This window comes from Spirochaeta thermophila DSM 6192, from assembly GCF_000147075.1.
Taxonomy (GTDB): Bacteria; Spirochaetota; Spirochaetia; order Winmispirales; family Winmispiraceae; genus Winmispira; species Winmispira thermophila_A.
In genome coordinates, this window is record NC_014484.1 from 2,427,720 (window position 1) to 2,452,614 (window position 24,895).

General features: G+C 61.4%; 25 protein-coding genes. 10 read left to right on the forward strand and 15 right to left on the reverse strand.

Features of this window, described 5'->3' with window-relative positions:
* Positions 1-59: 59 nt before the first annotated feature.
* Positions 60-1,205 carry a M23 family metallopeptidase gene (locus STHERM_RS11045; RefSeq protein WP_269464877.1) on the forward strand — a complete coding sequence of 382 codons (1,146 nt, stop codon included), beginning with the start codon at positions 60-62 and terminating at the stop codon, positions 1,203-1,205.
* On the opposite strand, the gene STHERM_RS11050 is transcribed toward STHERM_RS11045, so the two are convergent.
* Complete coding sequence (locus tag STHERM_RS11050) at positions 1,200-2,624, reverse strand: MATE family efflux transporter (RefSeq protein WP_041623656.1); 1,425 nt, start codon at positions 2,622-2,624, stop codon at positions 1,200-1,202. The genes STHERM_RS11045 and STHERM_RS11050 overlap by 6 nt on opposite strands.
* A gap of 116 nt (positions 2,625-2,740) precedes the next feature.
* Between STHERM_RS11050 and STHERM_RS11055 the strand changes: the two genes are divergently transcribed.
* The gene (locus STHERM_RS11055; protein ID WP_013314977.1) at positions 2,741-3,064 is read left to right on the forward strand and encodes an LB_289 family protein; all 324 of its coding nucleotides are present in this window, start codon (positions 2,741-2,743) and stop codon (positions 3,062-3,064) included.
* Positions 3,065-3,068: 4 nt separating this feature from the next.
* Here the strand turns inward: STHERM_RS11055 and ppk1 are convergent, their stop codons facing one another.
* Both ppk1 and STHERM_RS11065 read right to left on the reverse strand, forming a co-directional pair.
* Complete coding sequence (ppk1, locus tag STHERM_RS11060) at positions 3,069-5,114, reverse strand: polyphosphate kinase 1 (protein ID WP_013314978.1); 2,046 nt, start codon at positions 5,112-5,114, stop codon at positions 3,069-3,071.
* Positions 5,111-6,634 (reverse strand): HD domain-containing protein, encoded by a 1,524-nt coding sequence (locus tag STHERM_RS11065; protein WP_013314979.1) that lies wholly within the window; start codon positions 6,632-6,634, stop codon positions 5,111-5,113. Before STHERM_RS11065 ends, ppk1 begins: the two co-directional genes overlap by 4 nt.
* An 87-nt stretch (positions 6,635-6,721) precedes the next feature.
* On the opposite strand from STHERM_RS11065, the gene STHERM_RS11070 reads away from it, so the two are divergent.
* Genes STHERM_RS11070 through STHERM_RS11080 form a run of 3 tightly spaced genes read left to right on the forward strand, consistent with a single transcriptional unit; the run spans position 6,722 to position 9,090 of the window.
* Complete coding sequence (locus STHERM_RS11070) at positions 6,722-7,183, forward strand: NfeD family protein (RefSeq protein ID WP_013314980.1); 462 nt, start codon at positions 6,722-6,724, stop codon at positions 7,181-7,183.
* Positions 7,184-7,216: 33 nt separating this feature from the next.
* On the forward strand, positions 7,217-8,155 hold the full coding sequence (locus tag STHERM_RS11075) for an SPFH domain-containing protein (RefSeq protein WP_013314981.1): 939 nt from the start codon (positions 7,217-7,219) through the stop codon (positions 8,153-8,155).
* Positions 8,152-9,090, forward strand: a complete 939-nt coding sequence (locus STHERM_RS11080) for an SPFH domain-containing protein (protein WP_013314982.1) — start codon at positions 8,152-8,154, stop codon at positions 9,088-9,090. Before STHERM_RS11075 ends, STHERM_RS11080 begins: the two co-directional genes overlap by 4 nt.
* Positions 9,091-9,137: 47 nt before the next feature.
* Here STHERM_RS11080 and aspS read toward each other — a convergent pair whose 3' ends face one another.
* From aspS to gatC, 4 genes are read right to left on the reverse strand one after another with little or no spacing between them, the layout of a single operon-like run.
* Complete coding sequence (gene aspS, locus STHERM_RS11085) at positions 9,138-10,412, reverse strand: aspartate--tRNA(Asn) ligase (protein ID WP_013314983.1); 1,275 nt, start codon at positions 10,410-10,412, stop codon at positions 9,138-9,140.
* Complete coding sequence (gene gatB / locus STHERM_RS11090; RefSeq protein ID WP_013314984.1) at positions 10,409-11,833, reverse strand: Asp-tRNA(Asn)/Glu-tRNA(Gln) amidotransferase subunit GatB; 1,425 nt, start codon at positions 11,831-11,833, stop codon at positions 10,409-10,411. The genes aspS and gatB overlap by 4 nt, the downstream gene beginning before the upstream one ends.
* A gap of 3 nt (positions 11,834-11,836) precedes the next feature.
* On the reverse strand, positions 11,837-13,198 hold the full coding sequence (locus STHERM_RS11095; protein WP_041623802.1) for an amidase family protein: 1,362 nt from the start codon (positions 13,196-13,198) through the stop codon (positions 11,837-11,839).
* 23 nt (positions 13,199-13,221) lie between these two features.
* Positions 13,222-13,500, reverse strand: coding sequence for an Asp-tRNA(Asn)/Glu-tRNA(Gln) amidotransferase subunit GatC (gatC, locus tag STHERM_RS11100; RefSeq protein ID WP_013314986.1), 279 nt, complete (start codon positions 13,498-13,500; stop codon positions 13,222-13,224).
* Positions 13,501-13,677: 177 nt separating this feature from the next.
* On the opposite strand from gatC, the gene STHERM_RS11105 reads away from it, so the two are divergent.
* Positions 13,678-15,093, forward strand: a complete 1,416-nt coding sequence (locus STHERM_RS11105) for an MGH1-like glycoside hydrolase domain-containing protein (RefSeq protein WP_013314987.1) — start codon at positions 13,678-13,680, stop codon at positions 15,091-15,093.
* Positions 15,094-15,114: 21 nt separating this feature from the next.
* Here the strand turns inward: STHERM_RS11105 and deoD are convergent, their stop codons facing one another.
* From deoD to STHERM_RS11130, 5 genes are read right to left on the reverse strand one after another with little or no spacing between them, the layout of a single operon-like run.
* The gene (gene deoD, locus STHERM_RS11110) at positions 15,115-15,834 is read right to left on the reverse strand and encodes a purine-nucleoside phosphorylase (protein WP_013314988.1); all 720 of its coding nucleotides are present in this window, start codon (positions 15,832-15,834) and stop codon (positions 15,115-15,117) included.
* Positions 15,831-16,709: a lipoate--protein ligase family protein gene (locus tag STHERM_RS11115; RefSeq protein ID WP_013314989.1), complete on the reverse strand. Its 879-nt coding sequence runs from the start codon at positions 16,707-16,709 to the stop codon at positions 15,831-15,833. The genes deoD and STHERM_RS11115 overlap by 4 nt, the downstream gene beginning before the upstream one ends.
* Entirely contained in the window at positions 16,709-17,107 is a 399-nt protein-coding gene (locus STHERM_RS11120; RefSeq protein ID WP_013314990.1) for a hypothetical protein, read from the reverse strand. The genes STHERM_RS11115 and STHERM_RS11120 overlap by 1 nt, the downstream gene beginning before the upstream one ends.
* Positions 17,108-17,149: 42 nt before the next feature.
* Complete coding sequence (locus tag STHERM_RS11125) at positions 17,150-18,160, reverse strand: FecR family protein (RefSeq protein ID WP_013314991.1); 1,011 nt, start codon at positions 18,158-18,160, stop codon at positions 17,150-17,152.
* Positions 18,157-18,612, reverse strand: coding sequence for a hypothetical protein (locus STHERM_RS11130; RefSeq protein ID WP_013314992.1), 456 nt, complete (start codon positions 18,610-18,612; stop codon positions 18,157-18,159). Before STHERM_RS11130 ends, STHERM_RS11125 begins: the two co-directional genes overlap by 4 nt.
* A gap of 294 nt (positions 18,613-18,906) precedes the next feature.
* Between STHERM_RS11130 and STHERM_RS11135 the strand changes: the two genes are divergently transcribed.
* Genes STHERM_RS11135 through STHERM_RS11150 form a run of 4 tightly spaced genes read left to right on the forward strand, consistent with a single transcriptional unit; the run spans position 18,907 to position 22,971 of the window.
* Positions 18,907-20,826: a PP2C family protein-serine/threonine phosphatase gene (locus STHERM_RS11135; RefSeq protein ID WP_013314993.1), complete on the forward strand. Its 1,920-nt coding sequence runs from the start codon at positions 18,907-18,909 to the stop codon at positions 20,824-20,826.
* 37 nt (positions 20,827-20,863) lie between these two features.
* Complete coding sequence (locus tag STHERM_RS11140) at positions 20,864-21,196, forward strand: STAS domain-containing protein (RefSeq protein WP_013314994.1); 333 nt, start codon at positions 20,864-20,866, stop codon at positions 21,194-21,196.
* Positions 21,197-21,215: 19 nt separating this feature from the next.
* Positions 21,216-21,797, forward strand: a complete 582-nt coding sequence (locus tag STHERM_RS11145; RefSeq protein WP_013314995.1) for an ATP-binding protein — start codon at positions 21,216-21,218, stop codon at positions 21,795-21,797.
* Positions 21,798-21,831: 34 nt separating this feature from the next.
* Positions 21,832-22,971, forward strand: a complete 1,140-nt coding sequence (locus STHERM_RS11150; protein WP_237223288.1) for a hypothetical protein — start codon at positions 21,832-21,834, stop codon at positions 22,969-22,971.
* Here STHERM_RS11150 and STHERM_RS11155 read toward each other — a convergent pair.
* The 3 genes from STHERM_RS11155 to STHERM_RS11165 are packed head-to-tail and all read right to left on the reverse strand — an operon-like array spanning position 22,955 to position 24,893.
* Positions 22,955-23,986: an NAD-dependent epimerase/dehydratase family protein gene (locus tag STHERM_RS11155; protein WP_013314997.1), complete on the reverse strand. Its 1,032-nt coding sequence runs from the start codon at positions 23,984-23,986 to the stop codon at positions 22,955-22,957. The two genes, STHERM_RS11150 and STHERM_RS11155, sit on opposite strands and share 17 nt — an antisense overlap.
* The gene (gene recR, locus STHERM_RS11160) at positions 23,983-24,591 is read right to left on the reverse strand and encodes a recombination mediator RecR (protein ID WP_013314998.1); all 609 of its coding nucleotides are present in this window, start codon (positions 24,589-24,591) and stop codon (positions 23,983-23,985) included. Before recR ends, STHERM_RS11155 begins: the two co-directional genes overlap by 4 nt.
* Positions 24,588-24,893, reverse strand: coding sequence for a YbaB/EbfC family nucleoid-associated protein (locus tag STHERM_RS11165; protein ID WP_013314999.1), 306 nt, complete (start codon positions 24,891-24,893; stop codon positions 24,588-24,590). The genes recR and STHERM_RS11165 overlap by 4 nt, the downstream gene beginning before the upstream one ends.
* Between the last annotated feature and the right edge of the window lie 2 nt (positions 24,894-24,895).

A 24,895-nucleotide genomic window follows, 5' to 3' on the forward strand; every position in this document is an offset into this window, starting at 1 on the left:
GCATCATCTGTCCACAGAAGCTTGCCCCCGAGGGCCCTGCGGGAGTATCCTCTTATATAATGAAACCCCTCCTCGCATTCCTCCTCCTCTGTTCCTCCCTCCTCGCGGCAGAGGACTTCCTCATCGTCCAGTTCACCCAGCGGGACGACGGACTCATCGTGGTGGAGGCCCGCAACCCTCTCCCCATCCCGGGGACCTTCGTCCTCTCGGAGCTCAGCGGCGGGAGCATGGACGGCGACATCCCCTTCACCGCGGTCCTCGGCCCAGGGGATGGCCCCCTCCCCATCCTCACGATACAACCCGAGGAAGGCCGCCGCGTGAGGATCAGGTGGAAGACCCTTCCGGGAGACATACGCGCCGTACACCCCGACGAGAACCACCTCTACCTCTTTCCCTTCGCCCACGGAACGAAGCACCGTGTGGACCAGGCCTTCCACGGCGCCTTCACCCACCGCGGCGAGAACGAGTATGCGGTCGACTTCGCCATGGATGAAGGCACACCGGTCTACGCAGCACGGGGAGGCGTGACGGCCTACGTGAAGGAGGACTCCTCTGTGGGAGGCACCTCGGCCTCCTATGGGGACGACGCAAACTACATCCTCATCTACCACGAGGACGGCACCTTCGGGAACTACGTCCACCTCAGGAAGGACGGTGCGCTCGTGGAACCGGGCGACCGGGTCGAGGCCGGCCAGCTCATAGGCTACAGCGGCAACACCGGTCAGAGCTCGGGTCCCCACCTCCACTTCGACGTGCGCATACCCACCACAGAAGGGCTCACCTCCATACCCATCAGGTTCCTCAATTACGACGGAACCGCCGTGATCCCCGAGGAAGGCTCGTACTACTATGCCTTCCACCCCGGCGGCCCTGCCTTCCCCGTGGTCCTGGGAAGGCTCCTCAGCAACGAGGACTTCAAGGACCACGAGGCTCCCGTGGAACCCGTGGAGAGAATCGTCTTCCGCACCGAGCAGATCGACGACACCGTGGTGGTGTACGTGGGCAACGGATTCGACCGACCGGCACGGGTGGAGGTGGAGCTCGTGCTCTCGGGCATGGAGGCCACCACCCCAAGGAAGCTCAGCATCACCATCCCCCCACGCACCGAGCGCTTCCTCACCCTCCTGCGTCCCCTCCCCTCGGCCCGCACCTTCCGCTACGGCTACCGCTACACGTACGCATTCACCGGGCAGGAGGACTCATGAGGAGACCCCCTCCGGAGAGATGAGGACCTCCCCGGCAGGCACCCCCCGCACCATCCGTATCCACTTCGCCCTTCGTATCCTCACCACACCGGCGAGAGCCTTCACCACCTCCTCCAGCTGCACCAGAGAGAGCACCACGGGGAAGGGAAGACCGGCGAGGAGCCCCGAACACACCGCGATGGGCACCCCCACTCCCCACACCCCGCCGAGTTCGAGGAGCATCCCGAAGAAGGTGTCGCCCCCGCTGCGGAAGATCCCCACCGTGGCGTGCCAGTTGAAGATCTTCCAGGGCATCGCCACCCCCACCACCACCAGCGAAGCGCGGAGGAACTCCTTTGCGAGCGGGGATATCCTGAAGAAGGAGGGGAAGAAGAAGGATCCAGCGATCAGGAAGAGCCCCGAGAGCGCACCCAGGAGCACCGCCCAGAGGGAGAAACTCACCGCATACTCCTGCGCCCTCCGGACCCGCCCCTTCCCCAGGACGTTCCCTATCATGATGCTGCATGCATTGCTCGTCCCCACGAAGACCACCACCGCGAAGTTGAAGAGCGTGTTGGCGAGGGTATAGGCCGCCACCGCCTCGGTGCTCACCCGGGCGAAGACCGCCTGGTAGGCCGAAACACCCAGTGCCCACCCCACCTCGCTGCCCACCACGGGCAGGGCCCTCTCGAGGTAGTCTCGCACCTCCCTCCCCGAGAAGGAGAGGAGGCTGCGGAGCCCGGCGGCGAGCACGGTACGCCGGAGGTATACCGCGATCAGGACATACCCCGCCTCGAAGATGCGGGCGATCACGGTCGCGATCGCCGCCCCTTCCACGCCGAGCCTGGGGAAAGGCCCGGGACCGAAGATGAGGAGATAGTTCCCCACGGTATTCATCACCAGGGCGATGGTGGAGGCCCGGAAGGGAAGCGCCACCTCCCCTGTGGACCGCAACACGATACCGTAGAGGAAGGAGAAGGCGGTGAAGGGATACGAGATCCAGATCCACCTGAAATAGGAAAGCCCCAGGGCGATCACCTCACCGTCGTCGGTGAAGACCCTGAGGATCAAGGAGGGGAAGAGGAGGGCCACGATCGAAAAGACCGCCCCGATGAAGAGAGCGAAGATCAGGGCGATACCGGCGAACCGGCGAACCCCCTCCGCATCACCCTTACCCCACAACTGCGCGGTGAAGATCGCGGCACCCGATCCTATCGCGAAGACGAAGAGGAAGAAGACGAAGTACCACTGGTTGGCGAGGGCCACACCCGCCACTTCCTCGGTACCGAGCTGGCCGATCATGAACGTATCGACCATGTTGAGCACCGAGAAGAGGAGGTTCTGGACGGCGATGGGAAAGGCGAGCATCCACACCCTCCTCATGAAGAAGGGGTGAGGACTGAGCCGTTTCAGTACTCCACGTGCTGCTCTCCACTTCATATCCGCGTACCATAGCATGGAACGGGTTTCCTGCCGACCACCTTGCCACCTCCATGAGTATCATAGTAATGTAAACGATACAGCGTAGAGGTCCCATCACAGCGAGGGGGTGCGACATGAAGATGAACGAGATAGAGAAGATGGAACGGGAGTTGCGGCGGGCCCAGAAGAAACAAGAGAGTCTCGCCCGAAAGCAGCAGAAGAAGAAGGGGAATGTGGTGGGAGAGTACATCAAACGACTCGCCTCGCTCTTCTTCTACGATGAGGAGATGATCTACAACATTCCGAACAATCCGGACATCTTCGCCTGTATCGAGGAGATGAAGCAGGAGCTCCCCAGGGAGGAATGGGAGACCGTCATCCGAAAGGCCGTCAAGAGCACGGGCGTGAAAGAAAAGGAGATCGCCTACACCCAACTCAAGACCTATCTGGAGAGCTGATCTCTCACCTCTTTTTCCTCACTCTGAACCGACCCTCCTCCTCGTACGAGGAAAACGAAACATCCTCCCTCTGAGAGAGCCGGTAGAGCACCTCTTGGGCCCGCACCGGCTCGGGCCCCGTCACCCGGGTATACGACCCGTGGGGCGTAAGCAGATAGGAGTGGGTGGTGTCGGCGAAATAGGTGGTGAGGATACGTATCACCTTCCTCTTGAGCCCCGGACTCTCGACGGGGATCATGAGTTCCACCCGCCGCTCGAGGTTTCTCGGCATCCAATCGGCACTTGCGATGAAGAGATCGGGCTCTCCCCCGTTCTCGAAGTAGTAGATGCGCGAATGTTCCAGGAACCTGTCCACAATACTCACCACTCTGATCCGCTCGCTCAAACCCGGCACTCCGGGTACGAGCATACATACCCCCCTCACGTTGAGGAGCACCTCCACTCCCTCCTGAGACGCCCGATAGAGGGCCTCGATGACATCGGGATCGGCGAGTGCGTTCATCTTCGCCATGATGCGACCGCTCTCTCCATCGCGGACGCGATGTATCTCCCGCTCGATGAGGGAGATCAGTCTGGGCTTGAGTGTGTGAGGAGCGACCGCCAGCTTCTGGAGGGAGGTGATATTGGTATACCCCGTCACCATGTTGAAGAAATGGGCGATCTCGGCCGCGAGGTCCTCTCGGGAAGTCATGAACCCGATGTCGGAGTACAACTGGGCCGTCCGCTCGTTGTAGTTCCCCGTAGAGACGTGAACGTAACGCCGGATCCCCTTCCCATCCTTTCGTATCACCATGAGAGCCTTGGCGTGTACCTTGAGATGGGAAATGCCGTAGAGTACGATGGCTCCCGCCCGTTCCAGCCTCTTCGCCCACTCGATGTTCCTCGCCTCGTCGAACCGGGCTTTGAGCTCCAGGAGGACCACGACCTGCTTTCCCCTTCTGGCGGCCCTCTCCAGGGCCGCCACGATCCTCGAATCCTTCGCCGTCCTGTAGAGAACGATCTTCACGACGAGGACCTCGGGATCTTCTGCCGCCTCCTCGAGGAGGCGGATGACCGGATAGAAGGATTCGTAGGGATGGTGAAGGAGGAGATCCCGATCGTCCAGGACCTCCAGGATCGATCGCTCCTCCTCGTAGCCCGCCGGCATCACAGGCGGCCAGGGAGGATCCTTGAGATCCGCCCGATCGATCCCTTCGTAGAGCGCGAACAACGACGAAAGGGCCAGCGGCACCCCTGTCCGGAACACCGCGTCTTCCTCGAGTTCCAACTCCTCCCGCACCGCCTCGGCGAGACGGTCCGCACCCTCCCTCACGAAGAGGGCCACCGCCCGGCTCGAGGCCCTATCCTCGAGCACCTCCTCCATGGCCCTGAGGAAATCCTCGTCCCGCTCTTCGTCCACCGAGAGATCCGCATCCCTGAGCACCCGAAACACCATGACATCCCTCACCCCGGGCACGAGATCCGGGAGGAAGGCCTCGATCATCTCTTCCAAGAAGGTCCAGCGCACCCTCCCCCCCGGTCCGGGGAAGAACACCACAGGAGGGAGCATCGGAGGGATCTCCACCAGCACCTTTCTCCCCTCATCACCGCATCCGAGGATCCAGAAACGCTCGGGATGAAGGAAGGGAAACGCATCCTCCAGTCTCACCGGAGTGAGAAGCGGGAACACCTCACGGAGGAAGAAGCCCTTCACCTCCTCGTCGAACTCCGATCTGGGAATCCTCAGGATCCCCTCCGCTTCGAGCTCAGGCAGGATCCTCTGCTCGAACCCCTCGTAGGCCGACCTGAGCAGCTCGCGGACCCTGCGGTGGATCCTGTCGATCGCCTCGGAGGGACGGATCCCTGAGGGGCAGGTACTCCTGTCCCCCCTCCGCCGCTGCTTCCTCAAGGTCGCCACCCGGACCTGGAAGAACTCGTCGAAGTTCGAACCGGTGATGGCGAGGAACTTCACCCGCTCCAAGAGGGGGACGTCCTCGCGAAGCCCCTCTGCGAGAACCCGCGCGTTGAACTCCACCCAGCTCAAGTCCCTGTGGAAAAACCTCTGGTTCATACCAGCCTGATCCTCCTTCCCCATACCTCTTCGAAGAGGTCGCCCTTCTCCCGCAACGCGAGAGCCTCCCCTTCCCCGCCGGCACCACTCTCACTGCGGACGAGGACCTCTCTCTCGGTCACCTCGACACCGGCCGGGACGAACCTCTGCCGGTGACTCCTGTCGAGGGCATCCGCCACCCTGAGGAGAGAAGCCAGCTTCTTCACCCGGAACCGCACAGCGGGGTCGGTGATCTCCCGTATCCTCTCCACCCACGCCCCTCTGTGGAGCTCTATCACCCTGGCTGCCACTTCGAGCTCCCCCTTGGAGAACCCGAACAGATCGCTGTTCCTCACCAGGTACGCCCCGTGCACTTCGTGACGCTCCGGATGGACGAACCTTCCCACGTCGTGGAGGATGGCCGCCACCTCCAGTACGAGCCTGTCGTGGGAATCCATACCGTGGAGGGAGGAAAGGGCGTCGAAGAGCGTGAGGGCGAGATCCCTCACGAACAGGGCATGGGAGAGATCGGACGAGAACTTACGGGCGAGGTTCTCCGCCGAGGCGATGATCTGAGGATAGAACTCCTGTTCCCTCTCCACCTCCGAACCGAGAGCCATCCCCACCAGGACCCCCTCCCTGATACTCACGTCCGGAACGATGAGTTCGTCCGCGGCCGTGCTCAGGAGGAACTCCCTGTGGATGAGGAGGGCCGGGAGGAGGTTCTCCGCCTCGGCGAACGAGAGGCTGAACTTTCTCACGCAATCCTCTGGAGAGAGATCCTTGAGCTCGTGGAGGAACGCGAGGAATCCCTCTTTTGAGATACGCCAGAAAGGGAGCTTTTCCCGCCTCCCCACACGGGAGGCGACGAAACGGGGATCCCCGCCCACCGCCACATAGGTGGCGATCCTCTCGAGGGGAAGCTCGGAATTGAGGAGCTCCCAGATGCCGAGGATCGCCTCCCTCACGAAATGCTCGAGCCTCGACCACTCCCTGAGCGTACCCGGCACCTGCTTGAGCAATCGTACGGTACCCAGGTTGAGGGAATGTGAAGAGACCATCTTCCCACGCTTGAAGACCATGATCTCCGTGGAGCCCCCTCCCACCTCCAGGATGAGGGCGTTGGTCCGAGCGAACTCCTTGATTCGGGAGAGGCCCTTCTGTACCGCGAGGTACGTGAGGTGGCCCTGTTCGATCCCTTCCACCACTTTGATCCTGAGACCCAACTCCCGCTCCACCCGCTCCACGAAGGCGTCGCTGTTACGGGCCTCCCGCAAGGCACTCGTGGCGATCACCCGCACATCCTGAGGCGGGATGCCCCACCCCGAGAGCAGCTCGCAGAAGTCCTTGAGTATCTGGAGCGCGGCGAGCATCGTCTCCTGCCCGATCCTCCCCGTTTCGAACACATCCTTACCCAGAGGACAGTTGCGCACCGCCCGATCGAGGATCCTGAACTCACCCTTTGGAAAGAGCTGGGCGACCACAAGCCGAAGCGCGATGGTCCCTATATCCAATACAGCCACCGGAGATCCCTTTTCCATCGTTCCTCCCCTTCCAGCATACCCGTTTCTCCCGAAACGTGCACTATATCCGTTGCGGAAGTCGAAGGGAGGAAGTATAGTGAACGTATGAGATACCTTCCTCTTCTCTGGATCCTGGGGGGTATCCTCCTCTCCCTCCTCGAGTTCTGGATACCAGGGTTCGTGGTGTTCTTCTTCGGCACAGGGGCGGTCTTCACAGGGGTGCTCTGCCTCATCTTCCCCGGCCTCGCCAACGACATCCTCTTCCAGGTCGTCCTCTGGGTCGCATCCTCATTCCTCTCGTTCGCGCTCCTCAGAAGGTTCCTCACCCCTCTTTTCGGGGGAAAACTCCTCGACCGCCAGACCCCCGAATCCGTGGGCCGCACCGCCCTCGTGACCGAAGAGATCTCCCCGGAAAGGCCGGGGAGGATCCGATTCCAGGGTACCACATGGGAGGCCGTCACCTACGACGAGGAACCCATCCCGCCGGGGACCAGGGTCCTCATCCTCGAGCAGGAGGGACTGAGGTTCGCGGTCACCCGCCAGGACGACGACGTGGAGGAAGACTGATCCTCCGGGATACGAACCGACAAGGAGGTGGCGATGAACGTCTTTCTCACCTATCTCGTGAGCCTCTTCATCCTGTGGCTCGCCTTCATTGTGTTCTTCAGGCTCATCCGCATCGTCCCGGAACAGGAGGCGTGGGTGGTGGAGCAGCTGGGGAAGTACCGCAAGACCATGGGTGCGGGACTCCATTTCGTGGTCCCCTTCCTCCAACGAGTGGCCTACCGCCATACGCTCAAGGAGCAGGTCCTCGACGTGGAACCGCAGGTCTGCATCACGAGGGACAACGTGCAGGTCACCGTGGACGGCGTGCTCTACCTCAAGGTGGTCGATCCGGTGAAGGCGAGCTACGGCATCGACGACTACCGGTATGCATCCATCCAGCTCGCGAAGACCACCATGAGGTCCGAGATCGGAAAGATCGATCTGGACAACACATTCTCCGAACGTGAGCGCATCAACACCGCCATCGTGAAGGCCGTGGACGAGGCCTCCGACCCCTGGGGCGTGAAGGTGACGCGGTACGAGATACGTGACATCCTCCCACCCGTCACGGTGCTCGAGGCCATGGAACGACAGGTCCAGGCGGAGAGAAAGAAGCGTGCGCAGATCCTCACGAGCGAAGGAGAAAAGGAAGCGAGGATCAACCTCGCACGGGGTGAGCGCGAGAGCGCCATCAACCTCTCGAAGGGGGAGAAACAGGCGAAGATAAACACCGCCGAGGGAGAGGCCCATGCGGTGGAGACGATCGCCCGGGCCACGGCGGAGAGCCTCACCGAGGTGGGGAAGGCCATCTCCGAACCCGGAGGCAGGAAGGCGGTGAAGCTCAAGATCACGCAACAGTTCCTCACCAGGCTCGGCGACATCCTCTCGGAGGCAAGGATCTCCGTACTTCCCTTCGACCTCTCGCAGGTGAGATCGCTCCTCCAGGTGATGGAAGAGGCTGCCTCGGGGAAGTCTCAAGGAGGTGAACGATGAATCCACTCCTCATACCCGAACTCATCCCCCTCTGGATCATGAGCGGGATCATCCTCCTGGTGCTTCTGGTCCAGATCCTCAGATCGATCCGCATCGTCCCGGCCCAGACCGTGCTGGTAGTGGAACGCCTGGGCAAATACTCCCGCACCCTCGGAGCCGGCATCCACCTCCTCGTACCCTTCATGGAAAAGGTGAAATACGTCCACACCCTCAAGGAGCAGGTGATCGATGTCCCGAAACAGCCTGCGATCACAAGGGACAACGTGCGGATAGAGATAGACGGAGTCCTCTATCTCAAACTCATGGACCCGGTGAAGGCGAGCTACGGCATAGAAGACTATCACTACGCTACCATCCAGCTCGCCCAGACCACCATGCGCTCCGTCATAGGCCAGCTCGAACTCGACAAGACATTCGAGGAGCGCGAGGCTATCAACGCCGCCATCGTGCGGGGCATCTCCGACGCGACGGAACCATGGGGCGTCCAGATCGTCCGGTACGAGATCCAGAACATCCATGTACCGCAGAGTATCCTGGAAGCAATGGAGATCCAGATGAAGGCGGAACGCGAGAAGCGGGCGGTCGTGGCCCAGAGCGAAGGGGAGATGGAATCCCGTATCAACCATTCGCTCGGTGTGATGGAGGAACTCATCCAGAAGAGCGAGGGGGAAAAGCAGGCCAGGATCAACGAAGCGGACGGGAAGGCGGTGGAGATCCGCGCCCTCGCTAAAGCCACCGCCGAGAGCATCCGCTCCCTCGCAGGGGCCGTGACCCGGGAAGGGGGAGAGGATGCAGTGCTCCTCCAGATCTCCCAGCAATACGTGGAGGAGCTCTCCCAACTCGCCCGCAAGGAGACCTCCCTCGTCCTTCCGCTCAACCTGGGAGACCTCTCCCAGGTGCTGGAAAGCCTCACACGGGCGGTCCGAGAAGGATGAAAAGAGGGGGGACGTCCTCCCCCCTCTTCGACCTCGAGAGCCCGTCCTCAGGGGGACACCCGTCGTCTGTCTCTGGGGAAGAGAGAGGCCTCCCGCACGTTCTGGAGCCCCAGGATCTTCTGTGTGAGACGCTCGAGTCCTATGGCGAAGCCACCGTGAGGTGGACATCCGTACTTGAAGATCTCCACATATCCCCCGAGCCCCTCCTCGGTGAGGCCGAAGAGCGGCAGGGTCTCCTTGAGCATGGAGTATTCGTTGATCCGTCTTCCGCCCGTGGTGATCTCGAGCCCCCTGAAGAGGAGGTCAAAACTCTTGGTGGAACTCCGTCCCTCCGGATAGGTATAGAACGGCCGGGCCCTCCTGGGAAAACCGTAGACGAAGACCGCCTCTATCCCGGCCTTTTCATGGGCCCACTCGCAGAGGAGACGTTCGGCCTCGGGGTTGATCTCGAAGATCTTCCTCCCCGCACGCTCGGAGGCGATCTTCTTCCCCTCGTCGTACGAGATGCGGGGGATGTCCTTCACCCTCTCGGGATCCGGGACCGTGGCATCCCAGAGTCTGAGCACCTCCTCGTGTTCGCTCTTCACCTTCTCGAACATGTAGGCGAGGATACCCTCCTCCAGGTCCATGAGATCGTGCTCGGTCTCTATGAAGGCCATCTCCACGTCGAGCGAGACGTACTCGTTGAGGTGGCGGGGCGTGTCGTGCTTCTCCGCCCGGTAGGCCATCCCTATCTCGAAGACCCGCTCCATCCCGGAGGCCACCATGGCTTGTTTGTAGAACTGGGGGGACTGGGCGAGGTATACCTTTCGGTCGAAGTAGTTCACCTCGAACAGACCGGTCCCCCCTTCGGTCCCCGTGGCGATGAGCTTGCTCGTCTTTATCTCCGAGAACCCCTGGGACCTGAGGTAGTCTGCGAAATACTGTACGAGGCCCGCCTGAAGGGTGAATATGCTGCGGATCTTGGGGATACGGAGGGAGAGCATCCTGTGATCGAGCAGGGCGTCGAGGGAGAGCTGGGAAGGATCCTGATTGATGGGGATAGGAAGATCGGGTTCCGCCCGGGCGAGGACCTCAATCTCACCCACGTGAATCTCGGCCCCACCGGGGGCCTTCTCGTTCGCCTCAACCCTTCCCTTCACGGAGATCACCGACTCGAGCGTGAGGTCTGCAGATCCCTCGAGGACGAGCTGCACTTCCCCGCTGCGATCTCGCAATATGATGAAGGAGATACCCCCCAGCTCCCTGATCCTGTGCACCCACCCCTTCACCACCACATCCTTCCCCGTATGCGAGGCGATCTGTGCTGCGAGCACCCTCATCCCTCACCTCCTCGGATCCGAGAGAGGAGCACCTCGCGCGTCTTCTCGGGGTGGGCCCTTCCCGCGGTACGGGCCATCACCTGACCCATGAGGAAACCGACGGGCTTCTCCTCCCCTCCCTTCACCTGTTCCACCGCCTTGGGGTGAGCGGTGATGACCTCGTCCACCACCTTCACGAGCTCCTCCTCGGAGAGTTGTCTCCAACCCTTCTCCTCGATGATCCGGGAAGGGTCCTTGTCCTCTTCGAATACCGCCGAGAGGACCTGCTTGGCGATCCTCCCATGGATCTCGCCCTTCTGAAGGAGTTCCATGAGCAGGACGAAACGGTCCATGGTGAGCGGGGAGGCATCGAGCTCCACCCTGTAACGGTTGAGGAGCTTGGCCACGTCGCCGGCGAGCCATGCAGCGGCAGTCGAAGGAGCGACCCCTCGGCGCACGGCCTCCTCGAAGAAATCGGCCCGAGCCTTCTCCTCTATGAGGAAGTCGGCCTGCTGCACCGAAATCCCATAGTCCGAGAGGAACCGCTGCTTCCGAGCCAGCGGAAGCTCCACGAGCGAGGCCTCCACCTGAGCGAAAAAGGCCTCGTCCGGCACGAACGGAGGAAGATCGGGCTCGGGGAAATACCTATAGTCGTGGGCGCTCTCCTTGGTCCGCATGGATTCCGTGACATCCCGGTTCTCGTTCCAGAGCCTGGTCTCCTGCACCACCTGCCTTCCCTCTTCGAGAAGGGCCTTCTGGCGCTCGATCTCGTGGTCGAGCGCCAGGCGCACGAACCTGCTGGAATTGAGGTTCTTTATCTCCACCTTGGTGCCGAGCCCCTTGCCCGCCTCGTTGACCGACACGTTGGCGTCGCATCTGAGCGATCCTTCCTCCATGTTCCCATCGCACACGCCCAGGTAGCGGACCATACGCCGGAATTCCTGGATGAGCGCCTCCGCCTCCTCCCCGCTCTCCATATCGGGCTCGGTCACGATCTCGAGGAGCGGTGTGCCCGCTCGGTTGTCGTCGCACAAGGAGGCGTCCCCCACGTGGATCATCTTACCCGCATCCTCCTCCAGGTGCACCTCGTGGACACGCACCCGCTTGATCCTCCCCCCGATCTCGATGTCGATATACCCATCCCGACCGATCGGATCATCGTACTGTGAGATCTGGTAGTTCTTCGGCATGTCGGGATAGAAGTAGTTCTTCCTCGCGAAGACCGTACGCCTGCTCAAAGTACAGTTGAGGGCGCGGGCCACCACATACCCCATCCTCACCGCCTCTTCGTTGAGGGCGGGCAGGACCCCGGGATATCCCATACACACCGGACACACGTTCGTATTCGGTTCATCACCGAACTGGGCCCTGCAGGAACAGAAGACCTTGCTTTTCGTGAGAAGCTGTATGTGGATCTCAAGACCGATATACGCCTGATACACGGCTCAACTCCATAACGGGGGATAGGCGACGGGGTGTTCCGGAGTGTACACACGGCGATACGCACGTGCCACCTGGAAGAGACGCTGCTCCCCGAACGGTGGGGCCATCACCTGGACGCCCACGGGAAGGCCCTCCTCTCTTCCCACGGGCACTGCGAGCGCAGGCACACCTGCGAGATTCGCGGTGGTGGTGAAACGGTCCGCCATCTTCTGCTGGAAGGAGGAGAGCCCTCCTTCTCCGTGGGGAAACGGGAGTGTAGGGAAGACCGGCATGAGCAAGACGTCCGCGGAGGAGAACACCTGCTCGAGGCTCCTCCGTATGAGGGTGCGCACCCGCTGCGCTTTGTGGTAGTAGCGATCCTGGAACCCCGAGCGAAGGACGAAGGTTCCCAGGAGGATGCGGAGCTTCACCTCGGGACCGAATCCCTCGCTCCTCGCCTTGCGCATGAGCTCCTGGGGGTTCTCCGACCACATCGGTCGGTGTCCGTAGCGGATACCGGTGTACCGCGCCAGGTTCGCGCTCGCCTCCGCCGTTGCAATGGTGTAGTAGGCGGGGACGGCATATTCGAGCTCAGGGAGGCCGACCTCCACGAGCTGGAAACCCAGATCCTTGAGCGCCTCTTGGGCCCTTTCGTACGCCCGGGCCACCGGTGCTTCGAGTCCCAGCTCTCCGGTGAGCACGGCGATCCGCCTCACCTCACACTCGTCCTCCTCCGGATCAAGGGAGGAGTGATCCCTTTCGTCCTCACCCCGCATCACCTCGAAGACCGTCTCCAGGAGGTCGAGGTCCATGGCCACGGCCCCGATCACCTCGAGGGAAGAAGCGTAGGCCACGAGACCGAAACGGGATACCACACCGTAGGTGGGCTTGAGGCCATATACCCCGCAGAACGCCGCCGGCTGACGCACCGAACCTCCGGTGTCCGAGCCCAGGGCGAAGGGTACCATCCCTGCGGAGACCGCGGCAGCACTTCCTCCGGACGAACCTCCCGCCACCCTCGAGAGATCCCAGGGGTTGTTGGTCCTCCCAAGGGCCGACATGTCGCAGGAAGACCCCATGCCGAACTCGTCCAGGTTCGTCTTGCCCACCACCACGGCTCCCTGCTCGAGAAGCCGCCTCACCGCGGTCGCGGTATAGGGACTCACCAGGTCCTGGAGTATCCGGGACGCACACGTGAGAGGAAACCCCTCCACCGCGATGTTGTCCTTCACCCCGAAGGAGAGACCACGAAGCACGCCGTCCCCCGACGAAAGGGCCTTCCCGCGCGCCGCATCGAGGGAGAGAAACGCCCCTATCTCCCCGTTCCTCTCCTTGAGCTTCGAGAGGTAGGTCTCCTCTTTCGCTCCCCCGTCAAGAAGATCCATGTGATACTCCTTCATGTCGCCCCCTACAGCACATTCGGGATGACGATGAACCGGTCCTCCACCTCTGGCGCGTTCTCGAGGAGGACATCACGATTCTCCCACGGGATGGACACGTCCTTCCGGAGTCTGTTCTTTCGAATGAATGCGTGGGTGGTCGGGGGCACATCTTCCACTTCCAACTCATCCATCGTTTCGAAATAATGGAGCATCTGCTCCACTTCTTCCTGGAGACGGGAGAACTCCTCCTCGGAAAGCTCGAGAGCGGCGAGTTCGGCGGTGATCTCGAGTTCTTTTCTCTGCATAACAGCAAAGACTTTTACATACGACTCGGGGATCCGTCAAGGCTCACCGATGCACCCCAAATTGACAGAAACCGGATAATTCATTATGTTTTCACTATAAACAACCACGACATCAATTGACGAATCCAGGGGAAATGATACAATAGTGCGTCATTACTTTCCACCACAGGAGCAGCAGTGATAGACTCCAAGTTTCCTCAGGTACACCTCTACGATCAGGATCTGGTGGATCTCTACAACCAGACCTGGGCCCTCATTGCAGACTTCTGGAAGCAGGGACAGAACGGGTGGGCAAAGAAGTTCTTCATCCACCCCGAGGCCGACCTGCTCAGCCTCTTCGAATCGGCCCTCTCCACCTTCTTCCTGGTCTACAGCAACAACGAGTACCCGGCCCATCCCCAGATGGACAACCTCTACCGCAAGCAGGAGGAGAACGGCGCCATCAGGGCATACTACGATGTGGAGGAAGGGGCCCCCTTTCTCACACCGGACAACCCCGAGGGTCTCGCCCCACCCCTCCTCGCCTGGACCGAGCACAACCTCTACCACAAAATAGGGAACAAGAAGCGAATCAAGGAGGTGATGCCCTATCTCCAGAAGTACTTCACCTGGCTCGAGGCCACATGCAAGGACGACTCAGGCCTCTACCACGCCCCCCTCTCCGCCACGATGATTCCCACCCCCTCCAGGGAAGAGGCCTACTACCCGGTGGACTTCAACGCCCTCGCAGCCCTCAACGCGTGGTACATGGCGGAACTGGGGGACCTGCTCAACGACAAAGAACTCAGTTTTTTCTACAGGAAGCACTACTTCGCACTCAAGACCCGTATCAACAACCTCATGTGGGACGAGGAGACGGGGTTCTACTACGACCTCGACAAGGATCAGCGGCAGCTGCCCCACCGTACCCTCGGCGCCTTCTGGACCCTTCTGGCCCAGATCCCCAACGAGGGGAGGGCCGAGCGACTCATCTCCTACCTCAGGGACCCCAAGGAATTCGGCACTCCCAATCCCTTCCCCACCATCTCCGCTTCCGATCCCCTCTTCTCGGAAGAGGGAAACGGCCCCTGTGGTTCGGTCTACCCCTGCTTCACCTTCATGGTGATCAAGGGGCTGGAACTCTACAAACATTACGAACTCGCCCGGGAGGCGGCGTTCCGCCATCTCTACTTCATCCTCGACACCCTCTACCCCGACGAGAAGACGAGAGGAGATCTCTGGGAGGCCTACAAACCCACGAAGGAGGGACCCGCCATCTGGGAGGGACATCCCGAGTTTCCGAGGAAGAACTTCCTCCCCTATGTCGCCCTCGCCACCATCACGCTCATGATCGAGAACGTGATAGGGCTCTCCATCAGCCTTCCGCGCAAGACCGTGGACTGGATCATCCCCGCCCTCGAGATCATGGGCATCGAGAACCTGTCACTCAAGAGAAACTACATCACCATCCTCACGAACAAGAACAACATGGGCTGGGAAGTGAGGCTCGAATCCGAGAAGCTCTACTACTTCACCATCGACATTTTGGGGAAGAAGAGGAAGACCCTCCCCATCCCTTCGGGGAAGTGTTCCATCCTCATCGACAAGATCTAGGAAAAGAGATCGAGAGGCCCGTCAAAGGGCCTCTCTCACCCGAGAGGCGGTTTCGAGGGCCACCTCCACCATGGAGAGCATGCCTTTCTCCCGTTCCTCAGCGGATGTGAGGTCTCCGGTGACGAGGCTGTCGCTCACCGTGAGGAGGGTGAGGGCCTTCACCCCCTCCCTGAGTGCGATGGTGTAGAGCCCGGAGGCCTCCATCTCTACGGCCATGACCCCGTACCGTGCCCACAGCTTCCACTCCTCGGGATCGGGCTGATAGAAGGTATCCGAGGAAATGACACCTCCCACGTGCACGGGAAGTCCTCTCTCCCGTGCCACCTGGAAAGCCGTCGAAAGGAGATCGAAGTCCGCCCACGGCGCGAAGTCGAGACCGCGGAACCGGCGTCTATTCACGTTCGAATCGGAGGAGGCGCTCTGTGCGAGCACCAGGTGGTAGAGGCCCACATCTCGCTGGAGGCTTCCACACGTACCCACACGCATGAGGATCTTGGCCCCATACTCCCTGATGAGCTCCTCCACATAGATGGAGATCGAGGGGATACCCATCCCCGTGCCCTGGACCGAGACCCTCATCCCTCTCCAGGTACCGGTGAAGCCGAGCATGTTCCGAACCCTGTTGTAGCACACAGGGTCGTCGAGAAACCGCTGGGCGATCTCCTGGGCCCTGAGCGGATCGCCGGGAAGGAGGACCACATCCGCGATCTCGCCTTCCTTCGCTCCTATATGTATACTCATGGATCCCTCCTCTCGAAACGTCGTTCCCTCCCGAACCCTACACCGCCGGCCTCCGTCTCCTCAAGCCCCACCGCCCCCATCACCCGCTCCGGCGCGAACCACTCCCCCTCCATCCCCGGCACCCCCTCCACCACCCTCCCCCCCTCCACACGCACCCGCATCCCCCCCCAGTCCCACACGAACCCCGGCGACTTCCCCAGCACCCACTCCTTCCCCGAAAGCCGCGCCACCTCCTCCCCACACACCCCCCGCATCTCCTCCTTCCCCACCCACCGCACCTCCCCTCCCCAGGACGCAGCCACCCTCTCCCGCACCCCCACCAGCCCGCACCCCGCCACTTCCCCTATCCTCCCCACCCGCGCCCGCCGCGACCCCACCCCCTTCCCCTCGAACCTCCCCGGCACCGGCCGGAGCGCCTCCTCCACACACACGGGATCCGTCTCCACCAGGAGGGTGTGGTGCTCCAGCTTCCATCCCCCCGTGATCCGGAAGGCCGCGCCGGAGACCTTGCGCCCGTCCTCGAGCCACAGATCCCCCCGCTCCCCCACCTCCACCCGCACCCCCATCCCCTCCAGCACCCCCACGAGAAACCGCGCGAGCCCTCCCCGCTCCCCGGCCCGCCCCACCCACGCCAGGTTCAGGTTCCCCCCGTCGTGGAAGACCGCGCCCCCCCCGGAATCCCTCCGCGCGAGCACCACCCCCCTCTCCTCCAGCCTCTCGGGCCAGCACTCGGCCCACGGGATCTGGAACCTCCCCACCACCACCGCCGGGTCGTTCACGTAGAGGAAGAGCACCCCCTCCCTCCCCGCCCTGAGGAGGTACTGCTCGTACGCGAGGTTCAGGAACACATCCCGGGAGGAGGAGAGGAGCACCATCAGTACGTGGATCCCTTGAACGTCACCGTCCAGATGAACCAGTCGGGCCCTTCCTTCTTCATCTCGAAGCGAATCTCTTCCCCGGTGTACTCATACAAGCCCGAGCCGCCGTCCACCTTTGCGGTCGCCACATCCCCATCCACCGAAAGATCCCGATACGTATACCCCTGTCCCGAGGGGAGGACCTGCCCCAGCGTATTCCCATAGTCCTTCACCGCATCGTAGGCATCGGCGTCGGGGTGGAAGTTCGTGTAGACATCCTCCGGATGATGGTTCACATCATCGAAGAACATCTCGATCCGCTCCTCTATCGAGATCCCTCCGAAGAGGTCGCACCCGGCGAACACGCCGAGGATCGCGAGGCTCAGCACGCCGAGTATGAGGTATCGTCCCTTCATCGTCGTCACCTCCGTCGAGAGATGCGCAGGCCGGACGGCCCACTAGATATCCGCCTCCACCAGGTACGGCACCACCCGCTCCTCGAAGAAGGCGAGGAACGCCCGGTAAGCCTCGAGGAAGGCCTCCCACTCCGCCCCACCCCCCGCAAAGGCCCTCGTCCGCAGGGGCACGTAGAGCCGCGCCACCACGAACCGCCTCATCGACAGGGCCGAGAGGGCGTAGTACCGGTAATTGAACCCCAGGTAGGCCGCCTGCACCGTGAGAGGATCGATCTGCTCCCGTCGAAAGGCCTGCGCCGCATCGAGCCCCTGCTCCTGCTTGATCCTCTCGTACTCCTCGCCGAGCGCCTCCACCTCGGCCCCGATCCGCTCCTGCTCCTCCTTGAGCAGATCCGCCTTGTCCATGAAAGAGGCGATCTGGTCCCTCACCCGCCGGAGCGCCCCTACCGGATCGGCGAGCATCGCCTCGAGGCGTTTCTCGTTCCACGTCGAGAAATCGAGCGGCTTCCCGTGATAGGAGAACTTCTCGGAAGGCGGTGCACCGAACGGCACCTCCACCGCCTCCCCCTCCTTGAGCACCACCCGCTCGCCCTGCGCCTCCACCTCCACCACCCCCTTGCTCACCGCGATCACCGAACTCCCGTCCTCTCCCGCGTACACCACGAACTCCGTCCCCCTCACCCCCGCCACCGCGCTCTGGGTCCGCACCGCCGGCTCGGCCCCGGTGAACGCCCCGAACTTGTACCCCACCTCTCCCACGAGCGCCGCGAACCCCGTGGTGGTTCCCTCCTCTGCCGGCATCTCCTCCACCATGAAGACCGAGTGGGGCCCAACCCTCACCGCCGTCCCCCCCTCCATCTCAAGCTCCGTAAACCCATCCGCGCCGGTCACCACCCCCTCCCCGACACCAAGCACATCCCCCAGGAAGAGCTCCTCCAGGGTCCCCGCACGCGTCTTCTTGTCCACCCAGCCCTCCACATAGACCGCGGTGAGCTCCTGAGCCAAGAGCACAGGACCACACAGAAGCCAGACCAGGACCAGGATCCGCTTCATAGCGCAGGCCCCCTCATCCCGAGGATCTGAGGCACCCCCCGTACAGGGCGGCCAAGGAGAAAGGCGATCTCACCGTAGACCGTCTCGAGGATCACACACGTGGTGTCCCTGTCGGTGTACCGTGAGAAGAACGCCGCCACCTCCATATCCACCCCCGACCATTCGGGCCTCCGCTCATCCACGCGGAACACCTCCTTTATCCGAAAGGAACCTATCACCACTCCTGCATCCGCGAGCCCCCTCCAGAGGCCCTCCACGTCCGCAGGCCGGAGGAGGATCTCCGACTCGAAGAGGAACGGGACCCTCGAAACCTCCATAAGCGCCCCCACGTCGTGCCCGTCGATGAGCGCCACGACCCGGGAGACCGCATCCTCATCCGGGGTGTAGGGCACCGTCACACATCCGGCCAAGAGCAGCGCCCCCAGCCCCACCAATACTACCGATCGTCGCATGACCGTCTCCTTCCTGTATATAACTATGACACGAAACCCTCAGTCTTACCAGGGCCGGAGCCCATGAGATCCACGGAAAGAGGCGGCCGCCCCATACCGGTACGGATCCACACACTTCTCCCCCCAAGCAGAGGCGCCGTACTCAGCGGCACGTCCCCCCCCTCCCCCACACAACCACCGAGACGGCCACCGTGTCCCTGTTCATGAAAAACTTCATTGACAGCGTTCTGTATATGAGCATATACTTTCTTTAGACTACAAGGACACCGCTGGACCGCTGGAAAGAGAAATGTAATGTTGGGAACAGGCTACACACTCCGTATCTTCATAGAGATCGTACTCCTTGTCTTTTCGTTCTACTGGACGAGACGGATACCCGATCGGGCCCTCAGACCCCTACTGTTCATCCCTGCCCTCTTCCTCCTGAGGGACATCCTCATCCTGTTCCTGCCCTGGCAGAGCATCAATCTCCTCGTGGACCTTCTCTCCTTTCTCCTCCTCGTCCGTTGGATCAGGGCCTACTCCGGACCCAGGAAAGCCGATATCCCCGTCTTCACCGTCGGCTTCACCCTCGGTCTCCTCCTCGCCGTCCTCGAGATATCGGGCATCCAGCCCCTTCTGTTCTTCACCGCCGTCGTTCCCCTCCTCCTCCTCGCCATCTATTTCATGGTGGAGTATTCCCAGATCACCATACACAATACCGAAGGGGCCGAGGACATCATCGCGATCAGACCCGTCGCACTCCCCCTCTTCGGCCTCCCCCCGCTCCTCTTCTCTCTCTTCGGGTACTCCACCACACGGGTGGGCCAGTACATCCCCCTCTTCCCCCTTCTCTTCCTCGGCGTCCTCTATTCCTACTACATCCACCGTTACCTCTCCCAGCAGGAACACAACGTAGGTGCCCTCACCGCCGATATCGAGCGCCTTTTCGATTTCATGCGTCGCGTGTCCACCGTAGCCCGCTCCGAGCTCAACATGGACGAGATCCTCCAGTACGTGGCCGAATCAGCCATGCAGAACACCGACGCCGACGGTGCAGCCATCCTCATCGTAGACGAATACGACCCCTCGTCCCTCAGGGTGCGTGCGGTCTCGGGGTTCTATCCTCCTCCGTTCCCCGTACCTTCCATGGTGAAGACCAAATCGAGCGCCTTCGAGGAGTACTTCAGATCCCAACCGGTTCCCATCGCGGGTGACAACGTGCTCGCGGAGACCGTCCGAGAGGTGAAACCCGTCTTCATCCGCAACTCGGCCCAGGACGAGAGACTCAAGTACAACCGGGGCGACGACCTGCTCTACATAAGCTCCTACATCTCGGTTCCACTCATCGCGAGCAACAGGGTCTTCGGCGTCCTCTCGGTCTCCAAGAGGCGGAGGAACCGCTACTTCACCCAGAACGACTTCACCCACATCCAGACGTTCGCCGACTACGCATCACTCATGATAGACATGGTGTACACCTACCTGGAACTCATCGAGAAGCGCGAGATGGAGAGGGAGGTGAACATCGCCGCGGAGATCCAGCAGAAGCTCATCCCCCAATCCATGCCATCCATGCCGGGAGTCTCCCTCAACGTGTATTCCGTTCCCCTCCACGGTGTGAGCGGCGACTACTACGACATCTTCGCGCTCAACGAGCACAAACTGGGGCTCTTCATGTGTGACGTCGCGGGCAAGGGCGTCCCGGCTGCCCTCATCATGGTGATGATCCACTCGATCCTCCACCTCATCGCCACCCCGCAGCGGGATCCGGCCGTGACCATCACCTGGCTCAACCGCGGTCTTTTCGGCCGGATCAGCATGGACCACTACGCCACCGTCTCCTATGCCGTCTACGATGCACAGAACCGCACCCTCGAGTACACCAACGCGGCCCACCACCCCCTGCTCATCCTGCGGCCCTCCGCACGCAAGGTGATCCGGGTGGACACCAGAGGCCTTCCCATCGGCATAGAACCCAACACGGTCTATGAGAAAAAACACATCCCCCTCGAGAAAGAGGACGTAGTGGTCCTCTACACCGACGGGATCACCGAGGCCATGAACATGGAAGGGGAGCAATACGGTCTGGAACGGTTCCTCCGGGTACTCCTCCGGAACGTGGAGAAACCGCTCGACGAGATCGCCAGGGAGGTGAGGGAAGACCTCTCCTCCTTCGTGGGGAGGGCGAAGCAGCACGACGACCAGACGTTCTTGCTGATGAAAGTGGAATGACGCTTTCATCCGTCTATACTCTTTGAGAGGGGTGAACATGAAGGTACAGACGAACACGAAAGGCGATGTGTACATCGTCGAATTGGAGGGTGACCTCGACGTCTTCAGTTGCGTCACCCTCAAACAGGAGATCGACAGGCTCTTCAACGCCGGGGCTCAGAAGATGATACTCAACATGAACAAGGTCCCCTATATCGACAGTCGTGGGGTGGGTGTCCTCATCTATACGAACTCACTCTTCAAGAAGGCGGGGAGAAAGTTCTTCCTCACCCACGTGAACGGCTCCGTCCGGAGGGTGATAGAGCTCACAAAGCTCATCGGATACCTGCCCATCGCCAACTCCGACGAGGAAGCCATCCAGAAGATGTAACCAGGAAGGAGGATCGACCATGGAAGACAAGGACTATGAGATCAGACAGCTCGTGGTGGACGAGAACAGTCCGCTCTTCGACCGGAAAGGCATGTTCTACAAGGAATTCCCCAGCGATCTGAGACAGGTGCGCTACTTCACGCTCCTCATCGTACAGAAGGCCCCTCCCGAGATCCGCGAGGTGAACCTCCTCGAACAGCAGATCAGCGAGCTCATCATCAACGCCATCAAGCACGGCAACAAAGGCGACATCAACAAGAAGGTGAAGGTATGGTACCGGTTCACTCCGGAACTCGCCCACCTCATCGTGGAGGACGAAGGGGAAGGGTTCAAGAACCTCGAAAAGTGGAACGAGTTCCATAGGATCCGTACCGAGGCCTTTCTCCGCCAGGACTTCGACACCCTGGAGAAGTATATCTCCTTTCGCACCGAGGAGAGCGACGAGATGGACGGAGGGAACGCCCTCTTCGCCGCCATCGAGTACTGGAACGGAGGCATGGTCTACAACGACAAGCGGAACGCCGTCGCCGTCCTCAAGACCTTCCCAAAACGACATAGAGGGATTACAATAGAAGAGATACAGAAGATGGCTTCCATATAGAAGGCAGGGGATGAAGAGTCCATCCGAAAAAAGTGTGATTCAGATCCCACTCAAGATCGCGCTCAGCCCGGAGGGGGTGAACCTCTTTCTCCAGAACAGACGCCCCCTCCAGAAGATCCGCTTCGCCGACACACGCGAAACCTTCGGGCTCGTGGTGAACGGGATCAATGCCCAGACACTCTCCCAGCTCCTCTCCAAACACTATGTGGACGGCATAGAGGCCTCGGACAGCGATATCCTTTCCCGGCGTGACGACATCCTCACCCTCAACCGCATGCTCTTCAGGGCCCTCCTCCAGGAACGATTCAACGAGGACCTCAAGAGGGTCCTCCTCAAGTCCCGGATGGTGGCCCACTGGAATAGGACCAATCCGCAGAAGGCCATCACCGAGAACACCGTGGTGAGCGAGGCTGCGCAGAAACAGCTGCTCCAAAGCCATGGGGAGGTGTTCCAAAAGATCCAGGGCATCCTCCTCGCCCCGGTCTACTTCGCGGTCGAGAAGGAGCAAGGGGCGGAGACACCGGAAGCCGCCCTCCAGAAGGAGGTGGCGAGGGAATTCTTCCTCCACCAGGCCCCCTTCACCTGGTATCTCTTCGCCTTCATCAAGGACAGGGACGATAAGAGCCTCTACACCGCCGTCTCCGATCTCATTCTCCAATACGTGAGACGGTCGAAGATCGGGGACTTCCTCGGAGCCACCCTCATCGAACTCATCATGAACACCGAGAACGCCAACATCTACTCCTTCGCCACGAGAAAGAACATCCCGGGAATCAAGATAGATCAGATCTTCTTCGATCAAAAGCTTCGCAACATGGTCCTCACCCACATGTCGAAGGAGGAGCAGAAGCTCTACGTCATGTGGCTCTTCAAGACCGTGGAGGCGCGGCAGGGGTCTGCGGTACGGTTTCAGATCTCGGTGTACAACCGGGAGTACCGCGCGCACCTCACCCAGGAGTCCCTCCACGACACCAAGGCGGCCCTCACCGAGCAGAGCCTCGAGCAGTACCTCGCCTCGGGAGGGGACATCCCCTTCGGCTCCATCGACATGACGGGATTCTACATACAGTCGCTCAAGCAGGAATGCGAAGCCGTCTCCATCCACTTCGACGCGACCATCACCCATCTCTCACGGAACGACGCCGCAGCAGTGACTCTCACCCTTCAGATCTGACACCCTCACCCTCTTTCCACAGGGACTCCACCCGATCCTGGAGGGCGACGAGCCTGTCGATAGCTTCATCCAGACGGGAGTCGATGCATTGCTTCTCCGGATGCCTCTCGTACCACGCGAGCGACCGGGAGATCATCTCCTCGAGAGGGATGCGGAATTGCACGTCGGGCACCTCCTCCCTGAGACGGGAGGTATCGAAGAGGGTGGTGTACCGCTTGTCCCCCATGAGACTCGCCCCCTGTCTGGGAAGGAGGCGGGCGATGTGGCGTGAGGGGACGTAGACCACCCGGGAGCGCTTTCCGAGGGCCTCCGCGAGGCGCTCGTGTATCTCCTCCCAGGTATAGGCGAAGGGAGAGGTGATGTGATAGGCCGCATGGCGGAGTGAGGGTTTGAGGATGAGAGGGACGAAGGCCCTCGCGAAGTCCTCGGCATGGGTGAGCGTCCAGAGGGCGAGCCCATCATCGTGGATCACGATCGGCTTTCCGCGAAGGATACGCGCGGGCACCGTAAAGTCGCGCGACCCGAACGATGTGGGAATCCATCCCTCCCCTATGGTGTGGGAGGGCCGCACGATGAGCGGCTGGATCCCCCGGGAAGGTGCCGCCTCGAGGAGGAGGTCCTCTCCCCGGATCTTTTCCCTCGCGTAGTCCCAGAAGGGGTTCCCGCGGGGGTCGCTCTCCCGATGGAACACCCCGGGTGCAGGTCTCCGATACACGGAGGCAGAGCTTATGAAGACGTACCGCTGCGTCCTCCCCTCGAAGAGCTCGAGATCCCGCTCCACATCGCGAGGCGTATAGGCCACCCAGTCCACCACTACATCGAAGGAATAGGGCCGGAGGAGATCCCGTATCGAATCCTTGTCCGTGATGTCCCCAAGGAGTACGCGGGCTCCCTCCGGCACAGGGCGGTCAGACGAGCCCCGAACGAGGATCCATGTCTCCACCCCCTCTGCGGGCGCCTCCCTCACGCAGGCGGAAGAGATGTTCCCTGTGCCCCCTATGAACAAGATCCTCATCCGTCCCCCTCCCCGGAGGAAATGCGCTGACGGCCCTCAAGCGCCCGCGCGAGCGTGACCCTGTCGGCGTACTCGAGGTCTCCACCCACCGGGAGTCCCAGTGCGAGACGGGAGACCTTCCCCCCCCAGTCCTTGAGGAGCCTGACGAGATAGAGAGCGGTGGTATCGCCCTCCACCGTGGGATTGGTGGCGATGATCACCTCTTCCACCGGTTCCCTCTCGAGGCGTCTCACGAGGGCATCGATGGTGAGGTCCTCGGGGCGAACCCCCTCCAGGGGGGCGATGGCGCCGTGCAGGACGTGATAGAGGCCCCTGTACGTATGCGTCGCCTCGATCGCCCACACATCAGAGGGCTGTTCCACCACACATATGGTCCCATGGTCACGTGCAGGGTCACTACATATCTCGCAGAGAGTCGCATCCGAGTACATGCCACACCGGCTGCACCGCTTCACGCGATCCGGGAGCTCCATGATGAGCCGACCCAGGGCTTGTACGAACGCCCTGTCCGCCTTGAGCAACCAATGGGCGATCCTGCTCGCACTCTTCTTCCCCACCCCCGGCAGACGGGAGAGATGGCCGATGAGCACCTCGAGGGAGTTCATACTCCCCCCAGGAGAGGAGGGAAGAGCCCGGACTGGAGCTTGCCCACGAGCTCAGTACGGAGTTTCCCCAGGGCATTGGTGAGCGCGGCCTTCACCAGGTCCTCGAGAAGCGCCACGTCGTTCGGATCCACGGCTTCGGGATCGATCTTCACACGGTGCACGGAAAAATCACCCCCCACCTCCACCTCCACCATTCCTCCCCCGGCCGATCCGGTCACCCGAAGCTCGGTGAGGGTCTCCTGAATACGTTGCATCCGCTCCGGAAGGTCCTGGAGCTGCTTCAGCACATCAAAGGGGTTCATAA